This is a genomic window from Pandoraea aquatica, from assembly GCF_902459565.1.
In the GTDB taxonomy this organism is placed as follows: domain Bacteria; phylum Pseudomonadota; class Gammaproteobacteria; order Burkholderiales; family Burkholderiaceae; genus Pandoraea; species Pandoraea aquatica.
The window spans coordinates 1,061,286-1,073,331 of sequence record NZ_CABPSN010000002.1; the positions used below are offsets into that span (position 1 = coordinate 1,061,286).

11 protein-coding genes are annotated in these 12,046 nt (G+C 63.4%); 4 read left to right on the forward strand and 7 right to left on the reverse strand.

Annotation, left to right across the window (positions count from 1 at the left end; all coding sequences use genetic code 11):
- Positions 1-85: 85 nt before the first annotated feature.
- Positions 86-712, reverse strand: coding sequence for a glutathione S-transferase family protein (locus PAQ31011_RS10370; RefSeq protein WP_150575691.1), 627 nt, complete (start codon positions 710-712; stop codon positions 86-88).
- Positions 713-852: 140 nt separating this feature from the next.
- Here PAQ31011_RS10370 and purB point away from each other — a divergent pair, with 140 nt between their 5' ends.
- Complete coding sequence (gene purB, locus PAQ31011_RS10375; protein WP_150575692.1) at positions 853-2,226, forward strand: adenylosuccinate lyase; 1,374 nt, start codon at positions 853-855, stop codon at positions 2,224-2,226.
- Between the two features lie 204 nt (positions 2,227-2,430).
- Positions 2,431-2,883, forward strand: a complete 453-nt coding sequence (locus tag PAQ31011_RS10380; RefSeq protein WP_150575693.1) for a c-type cytochrome — start codon at positions 2,431-2,433, stop codon at positions 2,881-2,883.
- A 104-nt stretch (positions 2,884-2,987) separates the two neighbouring features.
- Here the strand turns inward: PAQ31011_RS10380 and PAQ31011_RS10385 are convergent, their stop codons facing one another.
- A complete protein-coding gene (locus PAQ31011_RS10385) occupies positions 2,988-3,701 on the reverse strand; it encodes a cytochrome b/b6 domain-containing protein (RefSeq protein ID WP_150575694.1) in 714 nt (237 codons plus the stop codon).
- Positions 3,702-3,902: 201 nt separating this feature from the next.
- On the opposite strand from PAQ31011_RS10385, the gene PAQ31011_RS10390 reads away from it, so the two are divergent.
- On the forward strand, positions 3,903-5,405 hold the full coding sequence (locus PAQ31011_RS10390; RefSeq protein WP_150575695.1) for an LTA synthase family protein: 1,503 nt from the start codon (positions 3,903-3,905) through the stop codon (positions 5,403-5,405).
- Positions 5,344-6,072, forward strand: coding sequence for an LTA synthase family protein (locus PAQ31011_RS10395; RefSeq protein WP_150575696.1), 729 nt, complete (start codon positions 5,344-5,346; stop codon positions 6,070-6,072). Before PAQ31011_RS10390 ends, PAQ31011_RS10395 begins: the two co-directional genes overlap by 62 nt.
- 70 nt (positions 6,073-6,142) lie before the next feature.
- On the opposite strand, the gene secF is transcribed toward PAQ31011_RS10395, so the two are convergent.
- The 5 genes from secF to queA form a co-directional block, all read right to left on the reverse strand.
- The gene (gene secF / locus PAQ31011_RS10400) at positions 6,143-7,120 is read right to left on the reverse strand and encodes a protein translocase subunit SecF (protein ID WP_150575697.1); all 978 of its coding nucleotides are present in this window, start codon (positions 7,118-7,120) and stop codon (positions 6,143-6,145) included.
- A gap of 24 nt (positions 7,121-7,144) precedes the next feature.
- Positions 7,145-9,037 (reverse strand): protein translocase subunit SecD, encoded by a 1,893-nt coding sequence (gene secD, locus PAQ31011_RS10405; RefSeq protein WP_150575698.1) that lies wholly within the window; start codon positions 9,035-9,037, stop codon positions 7,145-7,147.
- A 144-nt stretch (positions 9,038-9,181) separates the two neighbouring features.
- Positions 9,182-9,511 (reverse strand): preprotein translocase subunit YajC, encoded by a 330-nt coding sequence (gene yajC, locus PAQ31011_RS10410; protein ID WP_150575699.1) that lies wholly within the window; start codon positions 9,509-9,511, stop codon positions 9,182-9,184.
- A gap of 174 nt (positions 9,512-9,685) precedes the next feature.
- Positions 9,686-10,816: a tRNA guanosine(34) transglycosylase Tgt gene (tgt, locus tag PAQ31011_RS10415; protein ID WP_150575700.1), complete on the reverse strand. Its 1,131-nt coding sequence runs from the start codon at positions 10,814-10,816 to the stop codon at positions 9,686-9,688.
- A 138-nt stretch (positions 10,817-10,954) separates the two neighbouring features.
- Positions 10,955-12,037, reverse strand: coding sequence for a tRNA preQ1(34) S-adenosylmethionine ribosyltransferase-isomerase QueA (gene queA, locus PAQ31011_RS10420; protein ID WP_150575701.1), 1,083 nt, complete (start codon positions 12,035-12,037; stop codon positions 10,955-10,957).
- Positions 12,038-12,046 lie beyond the last annotated feature (9 nt).

A 12,046-nucleotide genomic window follows, 5' to 3' on the forward strand; every position in this document is an offset into this window, starting at 1 on the left:
TGGATGCGAAGAACGGTGACGCAATGAGACGTTTGGGGCGGCGTAGGCGCTACGAGGATGAAGGGCACCACCGCCCCGTGTCACGTCAAAGTGCCGGCACGACGTCCGTCGGCACGGTGTCCGCGACCGAGGCGCGGGCGGACATGCGTTCGAAGTGACGCGCCAGGTTCGGATGGTCGCCGCGCCAGTCGATTTCCTGATAGCGGAAGTCGAGATAGCCGAGCGCGCAGACGACGGCCACATCGGCCAGCGTCAGGCGGTTGCCTGCGCACCACTGGCGCTCGTCGAGTCCGCGCGCCATCGCCCGCAGGCTTTCCTCGATCTTGCCGACCTGACGCGCAATGAAGACCTGCGAGCGCGAGGCTTCGTCGTGGAACATCTTTTCGACGCGAATCTGGACGGCGGCGTCCGTCACGCCATCGGCGAGGGCTTCCCAGCAGCAGACTTCGGCGCGTTCGCGTCCCGACGGAGGAATGAGCTTGCCGACCGGGGAGAGGGTGTCGAGGTACTCGCAGATCACCCGGGAATCGAACACGGCTTCGCCGTCTTCCATGACCAGACACGGCACTTTGCCGATCGGGTTCGACTGCTGGATACGGGTGTCGTCGGCCCAGACGTTCTCCAGCTCGAGCTTGTAGTCGAGCTTTTTCTCAGCCAGCACGATGCGGACTTTACGAACGTAGGGACTGGCGAGGGCACCGATCAACTTCATGTGAATCCTTGATAAATCGCTGTAGCGCGGAGCAGAGTATAACGTGTGGGATGGCCAGGCCCCGGGAATGGTAAAATACTGGCCTTTCCGAGTTGGCACATCGCCGGCTCCCCCGATTTTCTTTTTCGGTGCCCAGTGCCATGTCCGACGAATTCTCCCCATTGACCGCGCTTTCCCCGCTCGACGGCCGTTACGCCAGCAAAACCGACGCCCTGCGTCCCTGGCTGTCCGAGGCGGCATTCATGCGCAACCGCGTGAAGGTCGAAATCCACTGGCTGATCGCCCTGTCCAAGGCCGGTTTCGCCGAGATCGCCCCGTTCTCGGGCGCGGCGGAGACGTTCCTGCTGAATCTGGCAGCCAACTTCTCGAATGCCGATGCCCAGCGCATCAAGGACATCGAGAAGGTCACGAACCACGACGTGAAGGCCGTGGAGTACTGGCTCAAGGAAAAGGTGCAGGGGCAGGCCGAACTGGAGAAGGCGAGCGAGTTCATCCATTTCGCCTGCACGTCGGAAGACATCAACAACACCTCGCACGGCATGATGCTCAAGGGCGCACGCGACGAAGTCATCGTCCCGGCCCTCGAATCGCTCGTGACGAAGCTCGGTGAACTGGCGCGTGAACATGCGTCCCAGCCGATGCTCTCGCGCACGCACGGCCAACCGGCTTCCCCGACCACGCTCGGCAAGGAAATCGCCAACGTGGCGGTGCGTCTGGCGCGTGCGCTGGAGCGCGTGCGTCGCGTCGAACTGCTCGCGAAGATGAACGGTGCTGTGGGTAACTACAATGCGCACCTGTCGGCCTACCCGGAATACGACTGGGAGACGTTCTCGAAGACGGTCATCGAACAGCGTCTGGGCCTCACGTTCAACCCGTACACGATCCAGATCGAACCGCACGATTACATGGCCGAGCTGTTCGACGCCGTGGCCCGTGCCAACACGATCCTGCTCGACCTGAATCGCGACATCTGGGGCTACATTTCGGTCGGCTACTTCAAGCAAAAGACGAAGGCCGGCGAAATCGGCTCGTCGACCATGCCGCACAAGGTCAACCCGATCGACTTCGAAAACTCGGAAGGCAACCTCGGTCTGGCCAACGCCGTGCTGCGTCACCTGGCCGACAAGCTGCCGGTCTCGCGCTGGCAGCGTGACCTGACGGATTCGACCGTGCTGCGCAACATCGGCGTGGCCTTCGGTTACAGCCTGCTGGCGTACGACTCGTGCCTGCGCGGTCTGGGCAAGCTCGAAGTGAACCCGCAGCGTCTGGACGAAGACCTCGACAACACGTGGGAAGTGCTGGCCGAGCCGGTGCAGACGGTGATGCGCCGCTTCGGTGTGCCGAACCCGTACGAGCAACTGAAGGAGCTCACGCGTGGTAAGGGCATCACCCGCGAAGCACTCCAGGCGTTCATCAAGCAACTCGCTATCCCGGAAGATGCCAAGGCGCGTCTGCTGGAAATGACGCCGGCGAACTACGTCGGCATCGCCGAGTCGCTCGCCAAGCGCGTGTAAGCTCGCGACGCTTCATCCGCAGCATCTGCATCATCGAGACGGGCCGCTTCTGCGGCCCGTTTTGCATGGTTCTTCGGTGTTCGTCTTTGTTCGTCGACCTTATGGCGGGCTTCTGTGCATATGACCCTCGTGTCCCATCGTGTCATACGGGTACGCAAGTTGGTGTGTATCATAGCCGCACAAACCATAAGGAGAACCCCACGAATGAAGTCCGCTCTCGCAGTGGTTGCGCTCGCCGCAGCCGTCCTCACGCCGGCCCTCGCTCAAGCCCAGTTCGCCAAAGCCGACGACGCCGTCGAGTACCGTCAGTCCGCGCTGTTCCTGATGGGCAACCACTTCGGCCGCATCGGTGCGGTGGTCAAGGGCGACGCACCGTTCAACAAGGACGATGTGGCGAAGAACGCCGAACTCGTCGCCACGCTCTCGAAGCTGCCGTGGCCCGCCTTCGAGGGCGGCCAGACGAACGGCAAGAGCAAAGCCAAGCCGGAAGTCTTCTCCGACAAGGCGAAGTTCCAGCAAGCTGCCGAGAAGATGGAAACGGCGGTGGCCAAGCTCAACACGGTGGCCAAGGGCGGTGACCTCGCGTCGATCAAGACCGCTTTCGGCGAGGCGGCACAAACCTGCAAGAGCTGCCACGACAACTTCCGCGCGAAGTAAGCTGTCTGGCGGCATCTGCCGCACCCACAAAAAAGCCGGTCGTTTCAAGCGACCGGCTTTTTTCATGGGCGCGATGCCGACCTTCGTCGGACACCGGCGAGTCGTCAATATGACGGCAATGCCGCCACCGCAGGTGTGAGATGCACGAGGCGGTACACGAGCGCCGACGCCAGCACGATCAGCACCAGCGCGCCCGCGCGCACACGCCAGTCGTCACGTGCCGGATGCACGGGGCCCGGCAGCGTCTTGTCGCCGAGAATCATCGGCCGGATCAGATCCTTCTTGCGCGCGATGCGGTAATACGCAATGGCCAGCACATGCAATGCCACCAGCGCGACCAGCACCCATTGATTGCGCAGGTGCCAGCCGGTGAGCATGTCGCTCGTATCCTTGTCGATGAACTTGACGAGCGGGCCGTCGTTGAAGATGTCGTCGTTCGAGAGCAGGCCCAACGCGACCTGAATGCCGAAGAACAACAGCATGGCGATGACGGACAGGCCGCCGAGCGGCGTATGTCCGGCGAAGCGCGCTTGCATCTCCGACGTGCCCGACGCATCCGACGTGTTCGATGTGTCGCGTAGTGAGCGCAAGAACGTGCGCGGCCCGGTCAGGAACGCCGAGAAACGCGCATAGCGCGGACCGGCGATGCCCCAGATCACACGGAAGATCAGCAACGCGAGCACGGCATAGCCGCACCAGAAGTGATAGATCATGGCGTTGCCACCGGTCTTGGCGGTGACGTAGGCGGCGACGGCCAGTACCACGAACGACCAGTGGAACAATCGCGTCGGCAAGTCCCAGATGCGGATCGGCTTCATCGGCGTGAAAATTCGTAAATTGCGAATTCCGCGAGATTACCGCAAGCCTGTGGCGCGTGCACGTTCGACCGGAGACACGCACGTTGTGAAATTGCCCGCATCGGGGGCCGGACATTCGCTGTCAGGCTGACAGCCATCTCCATGCAGGTCTCGCTCGCGTCTGCGCAGCGGGCCGCCCCTCCTCCGACCATCCGTCCATTCATGACGCCCTCGACTGCCGACATCCCGGCGGCGACGCTCGCCTCGCCAGCCGTTCCTCGACTTCCTTGTTTATGGCGCTTATGCGCCGCCGTGATGGTCGCGACGTGGCTCGGCAATCTGCTGATCCGTGGCTTCGGTGTCATGACGCTCACGCCCGACGCGCAGCACGCCACAGTCATTACGAGTGCCCATGAATGGATGCTGTGGCTCTGGTACGGCGCACGCTACGACATCCTGTTGAGCAGTTGGGGAATGTTGGCGTGGCTGCTACCGCTGGCGATCGGGCGGGGGATGTTCGCGTCGACGCCCGCCATGCGGACGGCTTTTGTCGCAGGCGTTGCGCTCTGGTTTGTCACCGTGAACGTGGCGGGCTTGGCGGAACACTTCTACGTGCGCTACTTCGGCGTGCCGTTCGGTCCACAGATTTTCAGCATTTACGACGACGATATCGGCATCGCCATGGACGCCGCCGCGCATCTGCTCCCCGTGGGCACGGCGTTGCTGTGCGCGGTGGGGCTCGCACTCTTGCAGACGTGGTGCACGCTGCGCCTGACGCTGGTCCCGCATCGTCAAGCGACGTGGCGCGACGCAATCGCGCAGATCGCGGTGGTCTCGACCTTGTTGGTAGTCGCCTGTGGCAAGCCCGCTTCGCAGTTGACGACGCAGGAGGGTGTCAGCGTGGCTCGGCGTCCGATCCTCGACGACCTGCTCGTCAACACGCCCGTACGGCTTTACCTCGCGTTCCGGCAAAGTCGGGAAGTGCACGAACGGGCAGACACACCGAATCGCGCGCTGAAGTCGCACGGCTTCGACGATGCTGCGGCGCTTGCTCGCGCGTTGGGCGTGGACAGCCCGCGCGACGAAGGTGACGAAAGCAACGCAAGCAACGAAAGCAGTGAAGGTAACGCAAACGACGAGGAGCATGCATACGATCCGACAGCGGCCCTTCAGCACGCCGCGTGGCATCGCACGCCGCCCAATGCCATGCTGGCAGCGCATCCGCCGCATGTCGTCTTCGGACTGATGGAAGGGTGGGGCGGTTACGGCCTGTCGCTCGACGCCGACAGCTTTCCCATCGCAGGCGCGATGCGCAGGCATCTGGATGCCGGATGGTGGTTCCGGCATGCCGTCGCCGCGCGCTCCGATACGATCTCCACGCTGGAACATCTGCTGATCAACAGCGGCAGCCAGTCGTTGATGCTGACGGATGACACGCGGCCGGTCTCCTTCACGTCGGCTGCCGCCAGACCGTTTCAGCAAAAGGGATATCGAACCGTATTCGTCTACGGTGGCGCACGCACTTGGCGGCACATCGACCGTGTGATGCGTCAGCAAGGGTTTGACGAGGTGATCACGCGCCGATATCGTCGCGCGTTATCCGCACGCCGACACGGGCACCTACGGCGTGTACGACGGCTATCTCTGGCGCTACGTGCACGACATGCTCGAAGAGGCCGACGCCCGCGGCCAGCCGCTGTTCGTTTTCGCACTGACGATGAGTAACCACTGGCCCTTCAATGTGCCCGACGATGCGGCGACGGGCCCGTTCGACCTCACGAAGGGATGGCGTGCGTCACCCGCCAGCGACGCCGAGCGGGACGAACGTCAGCGCGGCGTGCGCGCCTATCGTTACGCGATGGATGCGCTTGGTGACTTCATCGACCGTCTCAAATACTCACCGATGAGTTCGCGCACGATTCTGGTGGCGACGGGCGATCATCGCGCGCCGCAATGGCGTGATCTCGACAACGCGTCGCTCTCGCCGTTCGAGCGCTATCACGTGCCGATCTATTTCCGTGTGCCGCGTGCGTATCAACCGATGGGGCCGCTGCGACTGGACGACTTCGTCGGGCATCGCGATATCTTCCCCACGCTCTATCACCTCGCCCTGTCCGACGCCCCTTACGTGGGGTTCGGTGAACCGCTGTTCGGCCCGGTGCCGGCAGCCCGTCGCTATGCGGTGGCGCAGCAGCGCTATCTGTTCTCGACGGCAGGGGCGCAGGATTTGCGTAGTGGCGTGAGCTATACGCATATGGAAGGGGGCGACGCCGATACGCTCAGGCAGCAAGCCGCCGATGCCAACGCGTCGCTTGCGCTGTCGGCATGGTTTGGCGAGATGCAACGCCTGACGAAGCCTGCGCCCAGTGCATCCGCGGTATCAAGGGAGTAACGCCTGAACGACGGACGAAAAAAAACCGCCGGACATGCCGGCGGCTTTTTCGTGTGCGACGACGTGTGAATCAGACACGTGCGCCGAAGTTCGGATCGTTGCGATCCAGCCCTTCTTCGTCATCCTTGCTGCCATGCTTGATGAGGTCTTCGCGCTTCACGCCGAACCACATCGCAAGCGCTGCGGCCACGAACACCGACGAGTAGATACCGAACAGAATACCCACGGTCAGGGCGAGTGCGAAGTAGTGCAGCGTTTGGCCACCGAAGAAGAACATCGACAGCACCATCATTTCCGTACTCGCGTGCGTGATGATGGTACGCGACATCGTCGTCGTGATGGCGTGGTCGATGACTTCCTGCACCGTCGCCTTGCGCATCTTGCGGAACGTCTCGCGAATCCGGTCGAAGATAACGACCGATTCGTTCACCGAGTAGCCCAGCACGGCGAGCACCCCGGCGAGCACCGCCAGCGAGAACTCCCACTGGAAGAAGGCGAAGAAGCCGAGAATGATCACCACGTCGTGCAAGTTGGCGATCACGCCGGCCACGGCGAACTTCCATTCGAAGCGGAACGACAGGTAGATGATGATGCCGACGACCACGAAGGTCAGTGCCAGCAGACCGTCCGTGAACAGTTCGTGCCCGATCTGCGGGCCGACGAATTCCACGCGACGCAGCGACACGTCGGGGGCGTCGGCCTTGAGCGCGGTCATCACGGCGTCGCTTTGCTGCGCGCTGGTGACCTGCTTGCCGTCCGGACCGCTCTGAATCGGCAGACGGATCATCACGTCGCGCGAGGTGCCGAAGCTCTGCACCTGCACGTCGCGATAGCCGAGCTTGCCGACTTCGCCTCGGATCTTCTCGAGATCGGCCGCTTGCGTGTAGGCCACTTCCATGACCGTACCGCCGGTGAACTCGATCGACAGGTGCAAGCCCCGCGTGAGCAGGAAGAACACCGCCGCCAGGAACGTGAGTGCCGAGACGACGTTGAAGATCAGGGCATGCCGCATGAACGGCACGTCTTTCTTGATGCGGAAAAATTCCATGACTGTTTCCTCTCGCGCCTGCGGTTATTGCTCGCCTGCGTCGGGTGCGTTCGTCGCACCGTCCGGGCGCCAGACCTGACCGATCGCCAGCGACTTGAGCTTGCGACGGCCGCCGTACCACAGGTTGACCAGACCGCGCGAGAAGAACACGGCGGAGAACATCGAGGTCAGAATACCCAGGCAGTGCACCACGGCAAACGCGCGCACCGGGCCCGAACCGAAGGCCAGCAGCGCCAGACCGGCGATCAGCGTGGTCACGTTCGAGTCCAGAATCGTCGCCCAGGCGTGTTCGAAGCCCAGCGAAATCGCCTTCTGGGCCGACGCACCACCGCGCAACTCTTCACGGATACGTTCGTTGATCAGCACGTTCGCGTCGATGGCCATACCGAGCGTGAGCGCGATAGCGGCGATACCCGGCAGCGTAAGCGTGGCCTGCATCATCGAGAGCGCGGCCACCAGCAGCAGCAGGTTGAACATCAGTGCGATGACCGAGAACACGCCGAACAGCATGTAGTACGCCATCATGAACACGGCGATGGCGAGGAAGCCATACATCACCGAGTCGACACCCTTATGGATGTTGTCCGCACCGAGGCTCGGGCCGATCGTACGTTCTTCGATGATTTCCATCGGCGCGGCGAGCGAGCCGGCGCGCAGCAGCAGCGCCAGATCGTTCGCACCCTGTGCCGAGCCCATACCGGTGATCTGGAAGCTCTGACCCAGTTCGCTGCGGATGTTCGCCACCGTCAGCACTTCGCCCTTGCCCTTCTCGAACAGCACGATCGCCATCGGCTTGCCGATGTTGTCACGCGAGACGTCGCGCAGCACACGGCCGCCGGCGGCGTCGAGCTTGATGTTCACCGACGGTTGCTGGTGGTCGTCGAAGCCGGCCGAGGCGCTCGTGATGCGGTCGCCGCTGAAGATCACCTGACGCTTGAGCATGACCGGTGCACCGTTGCCGTGCAGGAACAGTTCGTCCTGCGGCGGCACAGGCGTGTCGGCCGACACGATGCGCGGGGCATCCGGATCGGCCAGACGTGCTTCGAGCGTTGCCGTACGACCGATGATGTCCTTGGCCTTGGCGGTGTCCTGCACGCCGGGCAACTGCACGACGATACGGTCCGGGCCTTCCTGCTGAATCACCGGTTCGGCCACGCCGAGTTCGTTCACCCGGTTATGCAGCGTGACGATGTTCTGCTTGACGGCGTTGTCCTGCACTGCGCGGCGGGCGGCTTCCGTGAACGCACCCACGACCTTGAACGCACCGTTCGCAGCGGGCTGCGTGGTGTAGGCGAGGTCGGGCAGACCGTCGGAGAGCGCGCTGCGGGCGCGCTCGGCGTCTGCTTGCGAGCTGAAGGCGGCTTCGATGCCGGTGTCCGTGCGCGTCACGCCGTTGTGGCGGATGTTCTTGTCACGCAGCAGCGTACGGGCGTCGGCAGCAGACGCGTCCAGACGCTTGGTAATCGCACCGGCCATGTCGACCTGCAGCAGGAAGTGCACACCGCCACGCAGGTCGAGGCCGAGGTACATCGGCAGTGCGTGGATTTTGGAGAGCCATTCCGGCGAGGCCGACAGCAGGTTGAGGGCGACGACGAAGGTCGGATCGGTCGCGTCGGTGTTCAGCGACGTCTGGAGAAGATCCTTGGCGCGCAGCTGCGTGTCGGTATCGGCGAAGCGGATACGCACGCTCGGGTTGTTGCCCGTGCTGTCGAACACCGCGCCGGTATAGGCGATGTTCTGTGCCTTGAGCGCGTCTTCGGCGCGCGAGAGCGTCGAGGGATCGACCTTGACGGTCGCCTTGACGCTGGAAATCTGTACCGCCGGTGTTTCACCGAACAGGTTCGGCAGCGTGTAGAGCACCCCGATGGCAAGAGCCACCAGAATGACGATGTACTTCCAAAGAGGATAGCGATTCATAGCAGCGGGCTAGGGTGATGCCTCGTGGCAAACCGTGCTTCAGACCGTCTTGCACGGCGACGCAGGCGTATCGGACAAGCCGGACCGGCGTCGCCATGCACTGCGGCCGCCGGTAAGGGCGGCCGCGTGCGGTGGTGCAAACGATCAGAGCGCCTTGATGGTGCCCTTCGGCAGCAACGTGGTGATAGCGCCCTTCTGCACGTTGATCTCGACGTTGTCGGCGATTTCAACGGTCACGAAGGTCTCGCCGACCTTCGAGATACGACCGGCCAGGCCGCCCGAGGTCACGACTTCGTCGCCCTTGGCGAGTGCGGCCAGCATGTTGCGGGTCTCTTTCTGACGCTTCATCTGCGGACGGATCATGATGAAGTACAGCACCACAAACATCAGCACGAGCGGCAGGAAGCTCGTCAGGTTGCCCAGGGGGCTGGCGCTGGCGCCAGCGGTCTGAGCGAAGGCTTCGGAAATCAGCACGTTCGGTTCTCCTTATGTAAGACGTGTAAAAGCCGCGTGTGGCCGGTCTCAGGACACGCGCGGCGTGTGTTTCGGTGCGAGGATGCAGCATCCAAGCCCGGCATTTTACCACTGCCCGACCCCGTTCCCGGGGGATTCGGTGGCCGAGTCAACCGCCTCGGCGCACCGGCCACGTTACTGCACGCCGCGCGCGCGATCGGCCTTGAATTTGGCAACGAACGCGTCGAATTGGTGAGCTTCGATGGCATCCCGGATTTCCTGCATCAGCGTGAGATAGTAATGCAGGTTATGGATGGTGTTGAGCCGCGCGCCCAGAATCTCCCCGGCTCGCTGCAAGTGGTGCAGATAGGCGCGCGAGAAGTTTCGACAGGCGTAACAGCCGCAAGTTTCGTCCAGCGGACGCGTATCGGTCTTGTGCGACGCATTGCGGATCTTCAGATCGCCGAAACGCGTGAACAGCCAGCCGTTACGCGCGTTGCGGGTGGGCATGACGCAGTCGAACATGTCGACGCCGGCGGCCACACCGGCCACCAGATCTTCCGGCGTGCCCACGCCCATCAGGTAATGGGGCTTGTTCGCGGGCAGACGCGGCGCCACGTGCTCCAGCACGCGCATCATGTCTTCCTTCGGCTCCCCGACCGACAGCCCGCCGATGGCGTAGCCGTGGAAGTCCAGTTCCGACAGCCCGGCGAGCGATTCGTCGCGCAAATGCTCATACATGCCGCCCTGAACGATGCCGAACAGCGCATTCGGGTTCTCGAGGCGGTTGAATTCGTCGATGGAGCGCTTGGCCCAGCGCAGCGACATGCGCATGGACTGGCCGGCCTCGACTTCCGTGGCCGGACGGCCGTCGATCTCGTACGGCGTGCATTCGTCGAACTGCATGACGATGTCCGAATTGAGCACGTGCTGGATCTGCATCGAGATCTCGGGCGAGAGGAAGAGGCGATCGCCGTTCACGGGCGACGCAAATTTCACGCCTTCTTCGCTGATCTTGCGCAGCTCGCCGAGACTGAACACCTGAAAACCGCCCGAATCCGTGAGAATCGGACGATCCCACCCCATGAAGCGGTGCAGGCCGCCGTGTGCGGCAATCGTCTCCAGCCCCGGGCGCAGCCAGAGGTGGAAGGTATTGCCGAGGATGATCTGGGCGTTGTTCTCGACGAGTTCGACCGGCGACATCGCCTTGACCGAACCGTAAGTGCCGACCGGCATGAAGATGGGTGTCTCGACCACACCGTGGTTGAGCGTGACGCGCCCCCGGCGGGCTTGCCCGTCGGTGGTAATGAGTTCGAACTTGAGCATGTGTCGTGCGCCCCGGCACCACCGGCAAAACAAGCCGGCGCCCGCACGGGACGTCAAAAAAGCGGCCTGCGCCCAATGCGCGGCCAAGGCGGTATTGTACTTGGTCGGACGGCCCTGGACGCCATGGCCGTCCGGGATTCAGGCGGCAGCCTTCGGGGTGTCGTGAATTTCGACGCGCGAGAGGATCATCGCGTCGCCGTAGCTGAAGAAGCGATAACGCTGCTCGATCGCGTGACGATAGGCTGCGCGGATCGTCTCCATGCCCGAAAACGCGGACACGAGCATGAGCAGCGTGGACTTGGGCAGGTGGAAGTTGGTCACGAGCCGGTCGACCAACTGGAAGCGGTAACCCGGCGTGATGAAGATGTCCGTCTCGGCACTGCCCGCGCGCAGCGTGCCCGGCGCGCCACCGGCCGCGAGCGTGGCCTGCGCGGCCGACTCCAGCGCGCGCATCGACGTCGTGCCTACAGCGATCACCCGACCGCCGCGTGCGCGCGTGGCGGCGATGGCGTCGACCAGCGCGGGCGTGATCTCGTACCACTCCGAGTGCATTTTGTGTTCGCCGATGTTGTCCACCCGCACCGGCTGGAACGTGCCAGCCCCCACGTGCAGGGTCAGTGTGGCGCGTTGGACGCCGAGGGCGTCGAGACGGGCGAAGAGGCCATCGTCGAAGTGCAGACCGGCCGTTGGCGCGGCGACGGCACCCGGATTGCGGGCGTAGACGGTCTGGTAACGGGTCTCGTCGGCGGCGTCGGCATCGTGTTCGATGTACGGCGGCAGCGGCAGACGTCCGTAAGTTTCCAGCAGCGTGTAGCAGTCTTCGGGGAAGTGCAGCGTGTAGAACGGCTCGACGCGCTCGCCGACGGTGACGTCGAAGGCATCTGCCAGATGCAGCACGGTGCCGGGCGCGGGGCTCTTGCTGGCGCGGATCTGCGCCAGCACGGTGCGGTTGTCGATCACGCGCTCGACGAGCACTTCGATCTTGCCGCCGCTGGCCTTTTGGCCGAACAGGCGCGCCTTGATGACGCGCGTGTCGTTGAACACGAGCAGGTCGCCGGGGGCGAGCAGACCGGGTAGATCGGCAAAGCTGCGGTCGTACAGATGCGGCGGCGTGACGCTGCCGTCGACCTCCAGCAGGCGGCTCGCGGTACGCTCGGTGAGCGCGGTCTGCGCGATCAGTTCGGGCGGCAGGTCGAAATCGAAATCGGAAAGGGTATACATCAGCGTTTA